This window comes from Kitasatospora sp. NPDC048715 (assembly GCF_043198905.1).
GTDB classification, from domain to species: Bacteria; Actinomycetota; Actinomycetes; order Streptomycetales; family Streptomycetaceae; genus Kitasatospora; species Kitasatospora lactacystinica.
The window spans coordinates 41926-59830 of the sequence record NZ_JBICVH010000028.1 but is presented as its reverse complement, the minus strand read 5'-3'; the positions used below and the strand labels follow the sequence as shown (position 1 = coordinate 59830).

Genomic DNA, 17905 nt, shown 5'->3' with positions numbered 1-17905 from the left:
ATCGGGGCGGACCGGCGCCGGGGCCGGTCCGCCCCGACGGGAGCGGCGGTCGGGCAGAGGGTCAGACGGCGGCCTGGGCCCGGGAGGCCTCGACGGTCGCCTTCAGCTCGGCCTCGGCCTCGGCCGAGAGCGAGGTCTGGATGATCCGGCCGCCGAACCGGGCCAGCGCCGGGACGACCTTGTCGGCGGTCGCCTTGCGCACCAGCAGGAAGACCGCGGCGGTGCCGGGCTGGAGGTGCTCGCCGACCTGGCGCATGAAGTCGTCGTCCACCCCGATGTCGGTGGAGGCGCCGACCGCCGCCCCCGTCGCTCCACCGACCGCCGCGCCCACCAGGGGCATGAAGAACAGCAGGCCGATGACCCCGCCCCAGAGCGCGCCGCTCGCGGCGCCCGCCCCGGTCGTGCTGACCTGCTGGTGCAGCTTGATCCTGCCGTCCGCGCGACGCTCGACGACGACCGCGTCCTCCAGCTCGATCAGCTTCTGCTTCTGGAGCCCGATCGCCTCGTCGCGCACCGCCTGGGCGGTGGCGAGGTCCGGGTAGGCGATCGCGAAGAGGTTGCTCACTGCGGGGTCCTTCCAGGGTGTCGGACAGGCCGGCCGGGTCCCGGTGCCACCGCGGTGGCACCGTGTCCCGATTCCGCACCCTAGCGAGGGTTATCCATATTTATGGACTATTCGCTGCGGTGTGTCCGCCATTGGCGGAATCGTCCGGGCCCGCCGGTCCGTCCCCGGGGCCGTCACTCCGGCCGCCGCCCGGCCAGCGCCGCCACCCCCGCCCCCACCGCGGCCAGCAGGACGACGGCGGCCGACAGGCTCGCCCACGGCACCTCGATCCGTCCGGTCCGGGCCGCCGACACCAGACCGCGCACCGCCGTGTTGGCCGGCGAGACCGGCACCACCAGCAGCAGCGTGGCCAGCCCCAGCGCCGTCGGGATGCCGTACTGCGGGCGGAGCAGCACCGGACGGTTCGCCAGCGCCCCGGCCAGCACCCCCAGCAGCGCGCTGACCACCGAGGCCGCAAGACCGGCCGCCACCGCCGCCCCGGCCCCCGGCTCCTGCCGCGCCCCCGGGTCGGCCACCGGCCCACTGGTCCACCAGACCGCCGCCACCTGGCCGGCCGCCAGCACCAGCGACACCGTCAGCGCCGCCAGCAGCGCCCCCAGGTGGACCCGGACCGGGCCCGCCGCCGCCACCAGGCAGGCCCGCGAGGCCGGCGGCTCCGCGCTCAGCACGCTGCGCACGTACCAGGCGCTCACCGGCAGCAGCACCCCCGCGCCGAAGCCGAGGCCGCCCAGCAGCGGATCGCCCGCCGCCACCCCGACCACCAGCAGCAGCGCGTACGCCAGGAACGGCGGCAGCCAGGCGTGCGAGCGCAGCAGCAGCTCCAGGTGGTAGCGGGTCAGCGCCCCGATCCGCGCCGTCACCGCTGCCCCTCCTCGCGCCGCCGCACCGCCAGCACCCGGACGGCCGGGCGGCCCAGCAGCAGCCGGCGCAGCAGCGCGTCCGAGTGCGCGGCCGGCACCGCCAGCCGCACCGCCGTCCCGGCCAGCGCGGTGACCTCCGGCGCCCCCGGCAGCAGCGGAGGAAGCGGGGCACCGTCCGGGACGTCCACCTCGACCTCCATCACCGGCCCGTCCCGCGGCGGCTCCTGGGGACCGTCCTCGACGGGCCGCAGCACGCCGTCCGTGCCGACCCCGTAGGCGGCGCTGGTCAGCCCGGCCAGCCGGGCCGGGTCGTGGTCGACGAACAGCACCGTGCCGCCCGCCGCCGCCCGCTCGGCGGCCGCCTCGTCCAGCACCGCCCGCGCCTGCGGGTCCAGCCCGGTCCAGGCCTCGTCCAGCAGCAGCACCCGCGCCTCGGGGAGCAGCGCCTGGGCGACCGCGACCTTCTGGCAGGTGCCCTTCGACAGCCGGCTCAGCGGCGTGCCCGCCCGGTCCGCGACGCCGAACCGGTCCAGCCACTCCCCCGCCCGCCGCCGCGCCCGCTCCGCCGACAGCCCGTGCACCCGGCCCACCCTCAGCAGGTAGGAGGAGGCGTCGAAGGGCAGCGCCGGCGGGAAGCGCTCGGGCACGTACGCCGCCGGGCCGGGCCTCACCACCCGCCCCGTGCTCGGCCGCTCGATCCCGGCGACCAGCCTCAGCAGCGTCGACTTGCCGCTCCCGTTGCGCCCGGCGATCCGCACCAACTCCCCCGGCCCGAGCGCCAGGTCCACCCCGCGCAGGATCCACCGCCCGCGCCGCCCGTACCGCTTGCCGACCGCCGCCAGCTCCATCGCGCCCCCTCCGCCGTCCGATGCGTACGGAAGGCTATCCACGACGCGTAAGCCCGGCGTCAGCGAATTGCGCACCGATGCGCCGGAGTTCGCGCCGGAGCTGGTTGAGGCACGATCCGGACTCGTTTCGCCACGATGAACTGATGATCCCTAGGATCGGCCGGGTGACTACCGGACGACGACCACAGACCAGGCTCGGCAGCCTGCTGGCGGCCCTGGCGATAACGGGCGCCTCGCTGCTCCTCGGCCTGCCCGCCCACGCCGACGAACCATCAGCCGGGGCCGCCCCCGCATCCAAGGAGGCCCCCCGGGTCGACCTCGTCCTGGACGTCAGCGGCTCCATGACCGCCACGGACATCCAGGGCAAGAGCCGCATCGCGGTGGCCCAGCAGTCGCTGAACGAGGTGATCGACGCACTGCCCTCGGAGACCGAGTTCGGCATCCGCACCCTGGGCGCGAACTACCCCGGCAACGACAAGGCCCAGGGCTGCCAGGACACCAAGCAGCTCTTCCCGGTCGGCAGGACCAACAAGGTCGAGGCCAAGACCGCCGTCGCCACCCTGCGGCCCACCGGCTGGACCCCGATCGGTCTGGCCCTGCGCGGCGCCGCCCAGGACCTCGGCAAGGGCGAGACCACCCGCCGCGTGGTGCTGATCACCGACGGCGAGGACACCTGCACCCCGCCCGACCCGTGCGACGTCGCCCGCGAGCTCGCCTCCCAGGGCATCCACCTGGTGGTCGACACCCTGGGCCTGGCCCACGACGACAAGACCCGCCAGCAGCTGCTCTGCATCGCCAACGCGACCGGCGGCACCTACACCGACGTCCGCACCCAGGAGCAGCTCACCGACAAGGTGAAGCAGCTGGTCGACCGCTCCAACGACACCTACACCGTGGCCCCGGTCAAGACCGCCGGCACCGACAAGTGCGAGAGCGCCCCCGTGCTCGCCCCGGGCGTCTACACCGACCGCGAGAAGTTCTCCGAGCACCGCGTCTACAAGGTCCCGGTCAAGTCCGGCCAGGAACTGCGCGCCTCGGTCAGCGTCGCCCTCGACCGCCCGGTCGCCCGGGACTACGGGGTGCTGCTCCAGGCCACCAGCGCGGCCGGCCAGGAGCTGGTCCGCGGCACCGACGCCGGCAGCGGCCGCACCGACGTGGTCTCCACCGGCCTGCGCTGGTCCACCGACGACTCCAAGGGCTACGTCACCGCGAGCCCCACCGCCTCGAAGGGCTCCAAGGAGAAGCCGGAGACCACCGTCTGCCTGGTCGTCAGCAACTCGCTGGCCCCGCAGAACGGCGTCCTGGCCGACCCCGGCATGCCGCTGGAGCTGACCGTCGACCTGGCCTCCGCCTCGCCCGCCCCGGAGGGCGCCGCGATGGGCCTCGGCCGCGGCTGGATCCTGCTGCTCACCCTCACCCTGGCCGGCCTGGCCTTCGGTCTGGTCTTCGGCTGGATCGCGCGCTGGCGGATCGCCGTCTGGCGGGAGAACTGACCATGCGTACGACGATTCGCGGCGCCCTCGCCGCCCTCGCCCTGCTGCCCGCCCTGGCCCTGAGCGCCCTGGGCGCCCCGGCGGCCTCGGCCGCCTCGCCGTCCCCCTCGGCGAGTGCCAACGGCACCCCCGCCCCGGCGACCAAGGCCGGCACCTCGTTCCTGACCGCGGTCAACCTCTCCCCCGGCCAGGACGCCAACGTCTCCGTCTCCACCGGTGACTACCTGTACTGGGCGTTCGGTGCCTCCGAGGGCCAGACCCCGACGGTCGACCTGACCGTCAACCTGGCCCCCACGGCCGACCGGCACGGCCCGCAGACCTGGTCCGTCGAGGTCTTCGACGGGCTGCGCCGGCGGCAGTCGTGCACCGCCGGCACCCAGAACGCCACCGCCGAGCAGAGCACGGCCGCCCTGGCGCTGAACTGCACCCTGCGCGAGGTCCGCACCTGGGCCGAGCCGTGGTCCGGCGACCCGCTGCCCGGCACCTACTACGTGCGGCTGTCGGTCAGCGACGTCCCGCAGCCGGACCTCGGCCTGGCCTCCTCGGTCCAGCTGCACGTCGCCGCCAAGGGCGACGCCGACAACGCCCAGCCGGAGGGCGGCGAGCTGAAGGCCCCGCTGGTCCCGCCGGTCGGCGGCGGCGCGAGCACGGCCAAGGCGGCCGCCCCGGTCGCCCAGGAGGAGCACTGGTACACCGGCTGGTTCTCCGGCTGGAACAGCCGCTGGTACTGGACGATCGCCGGCGGCTTCCTGGCCGCGCTGGCCGGCGTCCTCGGCTACAAGCTGACCCGGCACCCGCGCGGCCACCGGCCCGGCCACTACGGCGCCGTCCCGGCCCAGGGCTCCCACCACAGCGGCAGCTACAACGGCTCCGACCGCCCCTGAGGCAACCCCGCGGGGCCGGCCGGACGTCGTTCCGGCCGGCCCCGCGGCGTGTTCGGGCGGCGGCCGTCAGCCGCGGAAGAGGTTGTGCCCCACGTCGGACGGGACCTCGTCCTGGACCGGCTCGCTGCCCGGCCCCGGCACGTGCTCGCCGGGGATCGGCTCGTCGCCCTCCCGGTGCAGCAGCACCACCCCGTCCTCGGCCCACAGCTGCCGGTAGCCGTGCGCCAGCAGCAACCGGATCCGCTCGGCCTGCTCCTTGTCCGCCTTGAACGGGAAGGACCGCTTGTCGCCCCGGGTGAGCACGTACTCGCGCCCGCGCGGCGTGCCGTCGACCAGCACCACGTCCGCCCGGGCGGTCAGCCGCGGCGCGATCTGGTTGTCCGCCTCGACGGACGCCCCGTCCGGGATCAGCGCGGCCGCCCGCACCAGCGCCGCCTCGCTCGTCTTCGGCGCCCAGGACGACGGTACGGCCAGCGGCAGCAGCCCGATCGGCACCGCGGCGACCAGCGCGATCCCGGCCGCGCCGAGGCCGAGCCGGCGGGCCCGCCGCACGCTCCGCTCCGGCCGCCCGGCGGCGCTCAGCCGGCCCAGCACCTCGATCGCGGCGGTGAGCAGGATCGGCCACAGCAGCGAGTCGTAGTGCCGGGCGATCGACCAGTGGTTGGGGTTGCTGGACAGGATCCGCTCGGCCAGCAGCGGCAGCGCGCACAGCACGGTGGCCGAGCGCAGCGGCAGCAGCAGCGTGGTGCCGAACAGCCACAGCAGCAGCAGCGGCTTGAGCGGCTGGTCGAAGGCGGCCTGCACCAGCAGGAACGGGTCGTGCAGCAGGTTGCGCAGCGCGTCCCCGCCGTCCGTGCCGAGCGAGCCGTAGTTCCAGTAGTAGCCCGGCTGCCCGCCCATCGCCGGGATCAGCCAAGTGATGGCGACGGCCGAGGCGACCGGCCCGCCGAGCAGCAGCCCCAGGCCGGTGAAGCGGCCCGCCCGGTCCTCCGTACGGCGGGTGCGCAGCAGCAGCACCAGCCCGTACGCCCCGACCATCAGGCCGAGGTCCTCCTTGGTGCAGCACAGCAGTACGGCGGCGAGCACCACCGTGCCGTACCGGCGGGCCAGCCCGCGCTCCAGCATCAGCAGGGTCAGCGGCACCGCGAAGGCGACCTCGTGGAAGCCCACCCGGGCGGCGACCAGCAGCGGCCAGCCGAGGCCGTACACCAGGCCGGCCAGGTCGGCGGCCCGGCGGCCGGTGCGCGGCTCGGCGGCGGCGAAGGCGTACCCGGCGATCCGCCGGACCAGTGGCACCCCGGCCGCGAACAGCAGCGACTGCCCGATGATCAGCGAGCGCGGGTCGTCCCAGATCCAGTACAGCGGGGCGAGCAGTGCCAGCACCGGCGAGAAGTGGTCGCCGAGCAGCGAGAAGCCGGGCGGGAACTCGTGGTGGAAGCTCTTCAGCGTCGAGACGGGCAGCCCGAAGTGGGCGTAGCCGCGCACGCCCTGGTCGAAGATGCCGAGGTCGAAGCCGCCGAGCGACACGGACGTCCAGCCCTGCAGGCCGATGGCGCAGGTCACCGCGAAGCAGAGCGCGGTGAGCAGCAGGGTTCGCCGGGCCGGGCCGAGCAGGACGGCCTCGGCCAGCCGGCGGGCGGCGGGCACGGCGGCCGGCGGCGGGGGTGCGGTCTGGGTGGTCACGTCGGGTCCGATCCGTCCGGTCTGGGTCCGTGGGTCCGGCCGTCAGGTCCGGTTCGTCAGTGCGGGATCGCGGTCCAGCCTGGCGCCCAGCAGGGCCCGGACCCCTCCGCCGGCGGCCTCCACGGCCTGCCGCCGGGCGCGGTACAGCCGCACGCCCAGGACGACCAGGACGGCGATGGCGATCGGCGGGTAGATCGCGCCGGGCAGCTGCCAGTACCAGGCGACCCCGCGGCCCCAGCGGTGCGGCACCGTCCACATGACGTGCGAGAGGAAGACCAGCAGGGTCAGGCCGAACAGCACCCTCCGGGCCGTGGTCCTGGCCTCCACCGCCAGCAGGGCGAGGAGCGGGATGCACCAGACCCAGTGGTGGGTCCAGCTGATCGGCGAGACCAGCAGCGCGGTGAGCGCGGCGCAGACCGCGCCCCAGGCGTCGGCCCGGCGCAGCACCCGCGCGGAGCGCCCGGCCAGCACCGCGACGCCGAGCCCGAAGGTCGCGACCAGCGCCGAGGCGATCAGCCCGACCAGGCCCGGGTCGTTGACGTCCAGCAGCCGGCAGACGGCGCCGCGCAGCGACTGGTTGTCCACCAGGACGGTCACGCCGACCCGGCTCGGGTCCCAGAGGTAGGTGGTCCAGAACCCGTACGAGGCGTCGGGCAGCACGGCCCAGCCGATCAGGCCCGCCGCCAGGAAGGTGCCGGCCGAGACCAGGGCGGCCCGGACCCGGCCGGTCAGGAACAGGTAGACGGCGAACAGGCCCGGGGTGATCTTGATGGCGGTGGCCAGGCCGATGCCCACGCCCTTGAGGCGGTGGCGGTCCGGGCGGGTCAGGTCCCACAGGACCAGGCAGAGGATGCCGAGGTTGACCTGCCCGTACTGGAAGGTGGTGAAGACCGGCTCCAGCCAGATGCCCAGGCCGGTCGCCAGGATCACCACGGCCGCCCGGTGCTGCTTCGGCCAGCCGGCCAGCTTGAGCGACAGGTGCACGGCCGCGGCGAGCAGCGCGTAGTTGAGGAGCATCACCAGGACGCGCAGGGTGCTCACGTCGAACCAGGTGCTCGGCACGAAGAGCATCGCCGCGAACGGCGGGTAGGTGGCCGGCAGGTCCCAGCCGGGCAGCCGCATCGCGTAGAGGTCCTCGCCGCGGACGACGGCCTGGCCCTCGGCCCGGTAGACCAGCATGTCGACCATGGTGGCCCCGTGGCTGTGCCGGAACCAGGCGAACACCGCCAGTGACACCGCCGCCACGCAGACTGCCGGGAGGGTCCAGGAATTCGGTCTTCCGGTTTCCGCTGCGCCTCCGGGATTCTCCGGACCCGACCGCCGCACCCACCGTTTCAGACCGAACTCGCGCACCGCGATGGCACCCCGTTGAGATAGACCAGATCGTTCCCTCGTCAGCGTCTGGGCCCACCCACCATAACCGACCCCTCCGAGCCCCAAACCGCGTCAGAAACGGGCCCGGAAGGGTGATGTGATCTCCCCCACAGCGAACCCCGGGTGGCGGCGGCCCCGGACCTGGAGCCCAAAACGCGAAATCCCGCCGGGAGTTGCCTCCCGGCGGGATTTCGTCGACCGGCCTGAGCCGGTCCGTTGGGTGGAGCTGAGGGGATTCGAACCCCTGACCCCCTCGATGCGAACGAGGTGCGCTACCGGACTGCGCCACAGCCCCAACGAGAAGAAACTCTAGCACCTTTCGGAGGGGGTCCGTGACCACCCCCCGGGTCGCGGTGCCGGTCGGGGGGCGGCCGGGGCTATTCGTTGGCCGCGCGCGGGCGCGACTCGGGGGCGTGCGGCTCGGCGTACTGGTCGAACAGCGGGGTCTTGCGGGACTCGGCGGGGCGCCCGGCGGTCCAGGTGCCGGGGGCCGACAGGTCGAGGCCGCGGGAGACCCGGGGGGCGACCGGGGCTGTCACGTAGGTGGGCAGCGGGACGGGCACCGGTTCCCAGGAGTCCGGGCCGGCCGCTCCGCGCTCGCGCATGCCGTCGACCCACTCCTCGTGCTCGGTCGCCTCGGCCACCGCGGAGGCGGAGGACACCGAGACGGTGGCCTGCTCCGGGTCGGCCGCCAGCCGCAGGTGCGGCCGGCGCGCGGCCCGCCCTCCGGCGGGCGCGGCCGGGGCGGGCTCCGCGGCGGCGGGGGCCTCGGCCGGGGCGGCGCCGGGCGCCGCGGCCTCGGCGCGCTGCTGCTCGCGCTTGCGCAGCCGCTCGGCCGCCTGGGCGGCCCGGACCCGGTCGAGCTTCACCTCGTACCGCTGGCGCTCCAGCTTGCGCAGGTGGCCGATGTACACGGTGAGGAGGACCGCCGGGACCGCCGGGACCCAGAGGAAGGCCAGTCCGGCCACCGCGGCGACCACCGCGCCGAGCGCGAAGGAGAAGAAGAGGGCGGTGACCATCCGGCGCCGGCGGGCCAGCAGCCGCGCCCGGCGTTCGGTGCCGGCCCGCGGCTCGGGGGCCGGCCGTTCGGCCGGGCGCCGCACCGGGGGTTCGGGCTCCCGCGCGGGGTCGCCGGAGGAGGTCCCGTCCCGTTCGGGAGGACCGTCGTCGCTCTGTTCGCCGTCACGCGGTTCGTCGCCCAGGGCCCGGGCCGCCCGCCGTTCCAGCCCCGAACGCCCGGCCAGCAGGCGGATGGCGGTGCTGAAGCGTTCCGTCGGGCGCGCCTCGTTGAGTTCGTCCTGCCTGCGGAGCCACATCGGCACCAGATAGGCGGCCCAGGCCCCTACGATGACGGCGTAGATAAGGCCGCTACTGCTCACGATTCACACCGTACGGGCGCCGGGGAAGGCCTGGCAGCAATTTGGCGCGGCGTGTCGTGTGATCAAGCTGATTCTCCGACTATTTTGCCGCTATTTGTGGGGGTCCGGTGCCCCTCCGATGCCATATCGATATTTCTTTCGAACATGTATTCAATTACTGCGCTCGCGCCCGGAACTGAGCGCCCGCCAGCGCTCCAGCATCCCCTCCGGGACCTCCTCGTCGGTCAGCGCGTAGACGAGGTGGTCGCGCCAGTCGCCGTCGATGTGGAGATAGCGCGGCCGGATTCCCTCCGAGCGGAAGCCGAGCTTTTCCACCACGCGCCGGCTCGGGACGTTCTCCGGGCGGATGCAGACCTCGATCCGGTGCAGCCCGAGCGTACGGAAGCAGTGGTTCACCGAAAGCGCCACGGCGGTCGGGATGATGCCGCGGCCGGCCACGTCCTCGTCCACCCAGTACCCGATGTTCGCCGAGCACATCGAGCCCCAGGTGATCCCGCCGACGGTCAACTGGCCGACCAGGCGGCCCTTGTGGAGCACGACGAAGGGCAGCATCCGGCCGGCCGAGGCCTCGCCGCGCAGGAAGCGGACCATCTGCCGGTACGTCGGCCGGGGGCCGCTCACCCGACCCGCCGGGCCGGGCGGCACGGTGGCCTCCCAGCGGCGCAGCCAGTCCCGGTTGCGGCGGCTCACCTCCTGCCACTCGCGCTGGTCGCGCGCCCGGATGGGGCGCAGCACGACGTCCCCCTCGTGGAGTTCTACCGGCCAGCCGGCGTTCAGTGCCCGCTCCTGGATGCTGGAGCCCCGGTCGCTGGGGCGTCGGGCCGGGGGTGGTCCCCGCCGCCGAGCTGGTCGACGGCGTGGGCGAGCAGCGGCTCCAGGACGGCCAGGCCGTCCCTGACGCCGCCGGTCGAGCCCGGCAGGTTGACGATCAGGGTACGTCCGGCGAGCCCGGCGAGCCCGCGGGAGAGCGCCGAGGTCGGCACCTTCTCCCGGCCGTACGCACGGATGGCCTCGGCGATGCCGGGGACCGCCCGGTCGATCACCCGGGCGGTCATCTCGGGGGTGAGGTCCATCGGCGAGATGCCAGTGCCGCCGGTGGTCAGCACCACGTCGTAACCGGCCGCGACGGCCTCCCGCAGCACGGCCTCCACCGGCTCGCCGTCCGGGACGACCCGGGGGCCGTCGGCGGTGAAGCCCATCGCGGTCAGGCCGGCCACCAGCAGCGGGCCGCCGCGGTCCGCGTAGACCCCGGCCGAGGCCCGGTTGGACACCGTGACGGCCAGCGCCCTCCCGGCGGGCACCGCGCCGGCCGGCGCCGTCACGCGTCCACCTCCGGCGCGAACCAGTCGCCGCTCTTGCCGCCGGTCTTGCTCAGCACCCGGACGGACTCGATCGTGGCACCCTTGTCCACCGCCTTGACCATGTCGACGACGGTCAGCCCGGCCACCGCGACGGCGGTCAGCGCCTCCATCTCGACGCCGGTGCGGTCGGCGGTCCGCACGGTGGCGGTGATCTCGACCGCGTCGTCCGCGACGGCGAGGTCGACCTTGACGCCGGAGACCGCGATCGGGTGGCAGAGCGGGATCAGGTCCGGGGTCTTCTTGGCGCCCATGATCCCGGCGATCCGGGCCACCGCGAGGGCGTCGCCCTTGGGCACGCCCTCGCCGCGCAGCAGCTCGACCACCTGCGGGGAGACCCGCACCCGGCCGGCCGCCACCGCGGTGCGCGCGGTGGTGGCCTTCTCGGAGACGTCGACCATCCGGGCGGCGCCCTGGTCGTCGACGTGGGTGAGGCGGTCGCCGGGGAGAGGTGTCGTCACGGGGAACTCCAGGGGCGCGCAGGTCGAATACCGCGCTACCGTACCGTTCCCCGGTCCGGGGAGCCGATCAGGAGTCCAGCAACACCACGTCCACCTCGCTGCCGGCCGGCAGCGCGGTGGTGTCCTCGGGGACGGTGATCAGGCAGTTCGCCCGGGCCAGCGCGCCGACCAGGTGCGACCCGGCGCCGCCCACCGGCTCCACCGTGCCGTCCGCCGCCGAGTAGCGGCCGCGCAGGAACTGCCGCCGGCCGGCCGGGGAGCGCAGCGCCGCCGGGCAGAGCGCGCGGACGACCGGGCGGTGCACCTGCGCGGCGCCGAGCATGGTGCGGATGACCGGACGGACGAAGAGCTCGAAGGAGATGTAGGCGCTCACCGGGTTGCCGGGCAGGGCGAGCAGCGGCACCCCGGCCGCGCCGCCGATCCGGCCGAAGCCCTGCGGCTTGCCGGGCTGCATCCGCAGGCGCCGGAAGTCGACGCCCCCGTAGGACTCGAAGACCTCCTTGACCACGTCGTACGCGCCGACGCTGACCCCACCGCTGGTGACGATCAGGTCGGCCCGGCCGAGCTGGTCCTCCAGGACGGCGCGCAGCCGCTCGGCCTCGTCCGGGACGGCGCCGACCCGGTAGGCGATGGCGCCGGCCTCCTGGGCGGCCGCGGTGAGGGTGAAGCTGTTGGAGTCGGCGATCTGCCCGGGGCCGACCGGCTCGCCGGGCTGGACCAGCTCGCTGCCGGTGGACAGCACCACGACCCGGGGCCGCGGGCGGACCTTCACGGTGGGCCGGCCGATCGCGGCGAGCAGGCCGAGCTGGGCGGGACCGAGCCGGGTGCCGGCCTCCAGCACCCGGGTGCCGGCCGTGACGTCGCTGCCGCGGCGGCGGATGTGCGCGCCCTCGGCGACCGGGCGCAGGACCCGGACCTCCTCGTCCGGGACCGGCGCGGTCATCGCGGCGGCGGCCACCCCGGTGCCGGTGCCGCCGTCGGTCCACTCGACCGGGGCGACGGCCCGGGCGCCGGGCGGCAGCGGGGCTCCGGTCATGATCCGGGCGGCCTGGCCGGGGCCGACCCTGGGCAGTTCGTCGGCGCCGGCCGCGATGTCGCCGACCACCGAGAGCACCGACGGGTAGGTGTCGGTGGCGCCCTCGGTGTCGGCGGTGCGGACCGCGTAACCGTCCATCGAGCTGTTGTCGAAGGGCGGCAGGTCGCCGTCGGCGATCACGTCCTCGTCGAGCCGGCAGCCCTGGGCGTCGAGCAGCTGGAGCTCGATCGCGGGCAGCGGGCCGACCGCGGCCAGCACGTCGGCGAGGTGCTCGTCCACCGTCCAGAGGCGGGGGGCCGCCGGGGCCGGGTCCGCTCCGGCGTCGCAGCAGGCGCTGGGCGTGGTGCTGGGCTCGGTGGACCCGGTCATCGGCGGCTCGCTCTCTGTCGTGGTCGGTCCTGCGTCAGGCCTGCATCTCGGAGCCGACGAACTCCCGCAGCCAGGAGCGGAACTCCGGGCCCAGGTCCTCGCGTTCGGCGGCCAGACGGACGATAGCGCGCAGGTAGTCGGCGCGGTCGCCGGTGTCGTAGCGACGGCCCTTGAAGAGCACGCCGTGCACCTGGCCGCCGTCCGCGGCCTCGCGGTTGGTCAGCTCGCGCAGGGCGTCGGTCAGCTGGATCTCGCCGCCGCGGCCGGGCGGGGTCTCCCGCAGCACGTCGAAGACCAGCGGGTCGAGGACGTAGCGGCCGATCACGGCGTAGGCGGACGGGGCCTCGCCGGGCTCGGGCTTCTCGACCAGGTCGGTCACCTGGAAGACGTCCTCGCCGAAGCCGTTCGCCTTGACGGCGGCGCAGCCGTAGAGGTGGATCTGGGAGGGGTCGACCTCCATCAGGGCGACGACCGAGCCGCCGAGCTGCTGCTGCACCTCGATCATCCGGGAGAGCAGCGGGTCGCGCGGGTCGATCAGGTCGTCGCCGAGCAGGACGGCGAAGGGCTGGCCGGCGACGTGCTGCTCGGCGACCGAGACGGCGTGGCCGAGGCCCTTCGGGTCGCCCTGGCGGACGTAGTGCATGTTGGCCAGCTCGACGGACTCGCGCACCCGGGCCAGGCGCTGCTCGTCGCCCTTGCGGACCAGCAGCTCCTCCAGCTCGTAGGCGCGGTCGAAGTGGTCCTCCAGGGCGCGCTTGTTGCGGCCGGTGACCATCAGTATGTCGGACAGGCCCGCGGCGGAGGCCTCCTCCACGACGTACTGGATCGCCGGCTTGTCGACGACCGGGAGCATCTCCTTCGGGGTGGCCTTGGTCGCCGGGAGGAAGCGGGTGCCCAGTCCGGCCGCGGGTACCACGGCCTTGGTTACCGGAACTCGGGAGTTGGTCGTCGTCATGCGTTTACCTTACTCAGGCACGTTTTCGCCCGGCCGAGCGCAGGCGGCGGCTAGGACAGCACGTCGCGGGGCCCGGCCACAGTGGCTGGCGTATGGGTCGCGACCGGCTGGGCGAGGGGGTCCCGGCCGACACAGGCCGACAGACTACCCGCCTTTCCCGAACGGTCACGTTCGGCATCCGGTCCGTGATCGGACGGGCAACCGGCCTGCTCGGAACGGTCGGTTCGGGGGCCATCGGTTCCCGGGCGGTCGGGTTCCCCGAGTTGCCGGGACGAGAGCCGCCAGCAGTCGCCGCCGGCCGCCCGGGCCGCGGCGAGCGCGGAGTCGGCGGCGCGCAGCAGGACGGCCGCGTGGGTGCCGTCCTCGGGCAGCACGGCGATGCCGGCGGCGGCGGTCAGGCCGTTGCCGGCGGCTTGGCGGGACTCGCGCGGGCCGGAGGACCAGTCCAGCAGCAGGTGCCGGCGGACCGACCAGACCAGCCGCTCGGCGACCTGCGCGGCGCCCTCGGCCCCGGTGTCCGGCAGCACCACCAGGAACTCCTCGCCGCCGTAGCGGCCGAGGGTGTCGGCCCGGCGGATCTCCATCGCGAGCCGCTGGGCGAGGTCGCGCAGCACCGCGCCCGCCCGGCCCCGGCCGTGCTCGGCGACGACCGCGTCGAAGCCGGTGATGGCCAGCATCAGCACGGCGAGCGGGCGCGGGCCGTCGGCCTGCTCGGTGTGCTCGGCGCGGCGGGCCCGTTCGATCTCCCGGTCCAGGGTGAGCTGGAGGTGGCGGTAGTTCCACACACCGGTGAGCGGGTCGCAGGAGGCGGTGCGCTCCAGCTCGGCGCAGCGCTCCTCCAGTTCGGCGATCCGCCCGCGCAGCCGCTGGGCCCCGGCGGCGGCCCCGGCCCGCTCCCGCCGTCCGCGCAGTCCGAGGGCGGTGGCGCCGGCCAGTGCGGGGACGCTCAGTGCGGCCAGGGCCTGGACCAGCAGCGGGGTGGTCAATGGGGGGTGCCCTTTCGCGTGTCAGGCTCTGCGCGTCGACGGTGCGCAGGCCAGGAGGATCGGATGAACGAGGATCGGATGCCCAACGAGAAGAGCGGCCTCAGGACACGGCTGTTGACGCAACGGCGCGAACTGGCCGCCGAGGAGCGCGCGGCGGCCGCTCGCGCGCTGGCCGCGCACGCCGGGGAGCTGGCCGCCGCGGGCGCCACGGTGGCCGCCTACGTCTCGGTGGGCGCCGAGCCCGGGACGCGGCCGCTGCTGGACGCGCTGCGGGCGCGCGGGGTGCGGGTGCTGCTGCCGGTGCTGCTGGCGGACAACGACCTGGACTGGGCCGAGTACGCGGGGCCCGACGCGCTGGCCCCGGCCGGACGCGGGCTGCTGGAGCCGGTCGGCCCGCGGCTCGGGCCGCAGGCGGTGACGGGGGCCGCGGTGGTGCTGCTGCCGGGCCTGGCGGTGGACCGCTCCGGGCTGCGGCTGGGCCGGGGCGGCGGCAGCTACGACCGGGTGCTGGCCCGGCTGGCGCGGGCGGGCGCGCGGCCGGTGCTGGCGGTGCTGCTGTACGAGCACGAGCTGCTGGAGCGGGTGCCGGCCGAGCCGCACGACCGGCCGGTGGACCTGGCGGTGCTGCCCTCGGGGGTGCGCAGGCTGGGGTGAGAACGGCGGCGGCCCCGCTCCCTCGGGGGAACGGGGCCGCCGGTGGCCGGGCCGCCCGGGCGTCAGCCGGTGGTGAGGACCAGCTTGTGCTTGGTGGCCTTCTCGACCGCGTCGGGCGAGTAGGACCAGGTCAGCAGCTTGCCCTTGAGCCAGAGGTCGGTCTGGTCGTTGTAGTTGTCGTGGAAGGCGTGGCCGGAGGCGCCGCCGACGTTGATCCAGCGCGAGGAGTCGAGGTCGTTCAGGTCGACCACCATGCGCATCGACGGGATCCAGTCCACCTGGTAGCCGGCCGCCGCGTTCCAGCCGGCCGCGTCGACCGCCGCCGAGCCGCCGGAGAGCCGGTACGGGCCGCGGTTGAGCAGCTTGTGCACCGCGCCGGAGGCGATCGAGGAGTTGTCGGTGCCGAGGGTCTGCTCGCGCAGCTCCAGCTTGTGCAGGCGGCCCCAGCTCCAGGTGGAGACGTCCTTGCTGAGCAGCGAGGTCAGCTCCTGGCGGGCGTTCTTCATCGCCTCCTGGAGCAGGTTGTTCAGGCCCTTCTGCTCCTTGTGCTGGTCGTCGATGTACGTCCACCACGAGCTGTCGGGCTTCTCCAGCTGCTGGCGGACCACCTCGGTCCAGCGGTCGCCGCCGTCCGGCTGGGCCTTGCCCGGCTCGCGGGTGCCGCACTCGGTGACGATCTTGGTGGAGCTGTCCGGCTTGGTCGGGTCGTCCTGCTGGCGGACCAGCAGGCAGTTGTCCTTGGCCCGCAGGTCGGCCGGGAACTTCTGGCCGAAGGCCAGGATCAGCAGCTGGCGCCAGACGCCGTTGTAGTAGGCGGCGGCGGCCGAGTCGGCGTCCTGGTGGAAGTTCCAGTCCTTCAGCAGGTCCTGGGCCTCGCGCACGTACGGGTCGCTGATCGGCTGCTTGAGCAGCAGCGGGACGAGCGTCTTGGCCATCACGCTGGTGTTGTCCAGCTGGAGGGTCTGCATGTCGTCCGGCGAGATCTTGCCGTTGTTCTTGAGCAGGCCCTCGATCTGGTCGGTGATCTCCTTGGCGCGGGTGCCGTACTCCCAGTCCTTGGTCAGGTTGTACTTGTAGCTCGGGTCCACCACGGCCTGGTTGGCGGTGACGATGTAGCCGGCCGAGGGGTTGAGGCTCCAGGGCAGCGCGGTGAAGGGGATCGGGTCCTTCCACTGGTACGCGGAGTCCCAGCCCGGCGAGGGGAGGGTGCCGTCGCCCTTGCCGCGGACCGGGATGCTGCCCGGGGCCTGGTAGCCGATGTTCTTGGCGTCGGCGTAGATCAGGTTCTGCGCGGGGACGGTGAAGTCCTTGGCGGCGGCGCGGAACTCGTCCCAGTTCTTCGCCTTGTCCAGTTCGAAGACGGCGTCCATGGTCTTGCCGGGGCTGAGCGCCGTCCACTGCAGGGCGACGCCGTAGCCGCTGGTGCCGCGGTCCGGGGCGGACTGGCCGTTGGGTGCGTACTTGCCGACGTTCTGCTGCTCGCTGCTCTGGTCGGAGATCAGCGGGGCGCCGGTCTGGGTGGTGCGGACGGTGATGGTACGGTCCTCCCCGCCGGCGACCTTGATGGTCTCCTTGCGGAGGTCGAACTTCACGTCCTTGCCGTCCACCTGGTAGGTCTCCGGGCCGGTGACCTTCTCCAGGTAGAGGTCGGTGACGTCGGCGCCGAGGTTGGTGAAGCCCCAGGCGATGTCCTTGTTGTGTCCGATGATCACTCCGGGCATGCCCGCGAAGGTGAAGCCGGAGACGTCGAACTGGCAGGCCGGGGAGGCGGTCCGGCAGTGCAGGCCCATCTGGTACCAGACCGAGGGCAGGCCGGGGCCGAGGTGCGGGTCGTTGGCCAGCAGCGGCTTGCCGGTGGTGGTGTGCGAGCCGGCGACCACCCAGGAGTTGGAGCCGATGCCCTGGCCGGGGCGGCCGAGCAGCTGCGGCATCGAGTCGACCCGGTCGGTCAGGCCCTGCAGCATCGCCTTGGTGGCCGCCGCGCCCTGGGCGGTGGCGGCCGTTCCGGCGGCCGTCCCGGACAGCGGGGAGCCGTCGGCGGGACGGTAGTTGTCGCCGGTCACGGCGCCGGTCTTCACGATGGTGCCGTTGCGGGCGTACGGATAGTCCGGGTACAGCTCGGCGATCTTGTCGGGGCCGAAGTCCTGGGCCAGCAGCGAGCGGTCGATCTCCTCCTGGAGGTTCCCGGAGAGGTTCCAGGCCATCGCCTTGAGCCAGGCCACCGAGTCGACCGGGGACCACTGCTCGGGCCGGTAGCCGCCGTTGACGACGCCGAGCAGGCCGTACTCCAGCGAGGCCTTCGCGCCGCCGGGGTGCTCGGCGAGCCACGCGTTCACGCCGTCCGAGTAGGCCTGGAGGTGCTTCTTGGTCTCCGGCGACAGCTTGGTGTCGAACTCCTTCTGCGCCACCTGCCGCCAGCCCATGGTGCGGATGAACGCGTCGGTGTCGACCTGGCCGTCGCCGAACATCTCGGAGAGCCGGCCGGCCGTGATGTGCCGGCGGACGTCCATCTCCCAGAAACGGTCCTGCGCCTGGACGTAGCCCTGGGCACGGAAAAGGTCCTCGTCGGTGTCGGCGTACAGCTGCGGGATGCCGTTGGCGTCCCGCTTGACGTCGACGGGCGCGCTCAGGCCCGGCACCTTGACGCTGCCGTCGACCTCCGGGAAGGAGGCGCGGACCGCGGAGACCCCGCGGTAGCCGCCGTAGCCGGTGCCGGCCACCAGCAGCACGACCAGCACGATCACGATCAGACGGGCGCGCCGGAACTTCTTCGAGCGGGGCATCTGGGTCCTTGCGGTCCTGACTTCGGGGCGGGCGGGCGTGTCCAGGGCCTGCGGCCGTGACAGGGCACCACATTAGGCCGAGTCGGCCGGGCACCGTGAACGGGGGACCAAGCTAAAGATATGGCAAAATGTTAGACTGCGTAACGATCCGCAAGAGGAGCATTGACGACTTCTTAACGGGTCACCCCACAGCACCACCAGACACCCCGCCCGCCCA

16 protein-coding genes and 1 tRNA gene are annotated in these 17905 nt (G+C 74.0%); 3 read left to right on the top strand and 14 right to left on the bottom strand.

What is annotated here, in order from left to right; all coding sequences use genetic code 11:
* Window positions 1-61: 61 nt before the first annotated feature.
* The 3 genes from ACGFSC_RS39510 to ACGFSC_RS39500 form a co-directional block, all read right to left on the bottom strand.
* On the bottom strand, window positions 62-565 hold the full coding sequence (locus ACGFSC_RS39510) for a DUF1269 domain-containing protein (RefSeq protein WP_359899773.1): 504 nt from the start codon (window positions 563-565) through the stop codon (window positions 62-64).
* A gap of 173 nt (window positions 566-738) precedes the next feature.
* A complete protein-coding gene (locus ACGFSC_RS39505; protein ID WP_359899775.1) occupies window positions 739-1425 on the bottom strand; it encodes an ABC transporter in 687 nt (228 codons plus the stop codon).
* Window positions 1422-2273: an ABC transporter ATP-binding protein gene (locus ACGFSC_RS39500; RefSeq protein ID WP_359899777.1), complete on the bottom strand. Its 852-nt coding sequence runs from the start codon at window positions 2271-2273 to the stop codon at window positions 1422-1424. The genes ACGFSC_RS39505 and ACGFSC_RS39500 overlap by 4 nt, the downstream gene beginning before the upstream one ends.
* Window positions 2274-2437: 164 nt before the next feature.
* Here ACGFSC_RS39500 and ACGFSC_RS39495 point away from each other — a divergent pair, with 164 nt between their 5' ends.
* Window positions 2438-3766, top strand: coding sequence for a VWA domain-containing protein (locus ACGFSC_RS39495; protein ID WP_359899779.1), 1329 nt, complete (start codon window positions 2438-2440; stop codon window positions 3764-3766).
* A gap of 2 nt (window positions 3767-3768) precedes the next feature.
* Window positions 3769-4650, top strand: a complete 882-nt coding sequence (locus ACGFSC_RS39490; protein WP_359899781.1) for a peptidase — start codon at window positions 3769-3771, stop codon at window positions 4648-4650.
* Window positions 4651-4716: 66 nt separating this feature from the next.
* Here ACGFSC_RS39490 and ACGFSC_RS39485 read toward each other — a convergent pair whose 3' ends face one another.
* The 10 genes from ACGFSC_RS39485 to ACGFSC_RS39440 form a co-directional block, all read right to left on the bottom strand.
* Entirely contained in the window at window positions 4717-6333 is a 1617-nt protein-coding gene (locus ACGFSC_RS39485) for a DUF2079 domain-containing protein (protein WP_359899783.1), read from the bottom strand.
* A 42-nt stretch (window positions 6334-6375) separates the two neighbouring features.
* Entirely contained in the window at window positions 6376-7569 is a 1194-nt protein-coding gene (locus tag ACGFSC_RS39480; protein ID WP_359899785.1) for a glycosyltransferase 87 family protein, read from the bottom strand.
* Window positions 7570-7928: 359 nt separating this feature from the next.
* Window positions 7929-8002 (bottom strand) — tRNA-Ala (locus tag ACGFSC_RS39475).
* Window positions 8003-8084: 82 nt separating this feature from the next.
* Window positions 8085-9086 carry a hypothetical protein gene (locus ACGFSC_RS39470; protein WP_359899787.1) on the bottom strand — a complete coding sequence of 334 codons (1002 nt, stop codon included), beginning with the start codon at window positions 9084-9086 and terminating at the stop codon, window positions 8085-8087.
* A 150-nt stretch (window positions 9087-9236) separates the two neighbouring features.
* Entirely contained in the window at window positions 9237-9863 is a 627-nt protein-coding gene (locus tag ACGFSC_RS39465) for a GNAT family protein (RefSeq protein WP_359899884.1), read from the bottom strand.
* Window positions 9860-10408, bottom strand: a complete 549-nt coding sequence (locus tag ACGFSC_RS39460; protein ID WP_359899788.1) for a MogA/MoaB family molybdenum cofactor biosynthesis protein — start codon at window positions 10406-10408, stop codon at window positions 9860-9862. Before ACGFSC_RS39460 ends, ACGFSC_RS39465 begins: the two co-directional genes overlap by 4 nt.
* Window positions 10405-10845 carry a cyclic pyranopterin monophosphate synthase MoaC gene (moaC, locus tag ACGFSC_RS39455; protein WP_380635337.1) on the bottom strand — a complete coding sequence of 147 codons (441 nt, stop codon included), beginning with the start codon at window positions 10843-10845 and terminating at the stop codon, window positions 10405-10407. Before moaC ends, ACGFSC_RS39460 begins: the two co-directional genes overlap by 4 nt.
* A 127-nt stretch (window positions 10846-10972) precedes the next feature.
* The gene (glp, locus tag ACGFSC_RS39450) at window positions 10973-12310 is read right to left on the bottom strand and encodes a gephyrin-like molybdotransferase Glp (protein ID WP_359899792.1); all 1338 of its coding nucleotides are present in this window, start codon (window positions 12308-12310) and stop codon (window positions 10973-10975) included.
* 34 nt (window positions 12311-12344) lie between these two features.
* Window positions 12345-13265, bottom strand: a complete 921-nt coding sequence (gene galU, locus ACGFSC_RS39445) for a UTP--glucose-1-phosphate uridylyltransferase GalU (protein ID WP_359899794.1) — start codon at window positions 13263-13265, stop codon at window positions 12345-12347.
* 50 nt (window positions 13266-13315) lie between these two features.
* On the bottom strand, window positions 13316-14251 hold the full coding sequence (locus ACGFSC_RS39440; RefSeq protein ID WP_359899796.1) for a GGDEF domain-containing protein: 936 nt from the start codon (window positions 14249-14251) through the stop codon (window positions 13316-13318).
* Window positions 14252-14314: 63 nt separating this feature from the next.
* Between ACGFSC_RS39440 and ACGFSC_RS39435 the strand changes: the two genes are divergently transcribed.
* On the top strand, window positions 14315-14905 hold the full coding sequence (locus ACGFSC_RS39435) for a 5-formyltetrahydrofolate cyclo-ligase (RefSeq protein WP_359899798.1): 591 nt from the start codon (window positions 14315-14317) through the stop codon (window positions 14903-14905).
* A 62-nt stretch (window positions 14906-14967) separates the two neighbouring features.
* Here the strand turns inward: ACGFSC_RS39435 and ACGFSC_RS39430 are convergent, their stop codons facing one another.
* Window positions 14968-17688: a penicillin acylase family protein gene (locus ACGFSC_RS39430; RefSeq protein WP_359899800.1), complete on the bottom strand. Its 2721-nt coding sequence runs from the start codon at window positions 17686-17688 to the stop codon at window positions 14968-14970.
* Window positions 17689-17905: the final 217 nt, after the last annotated feature.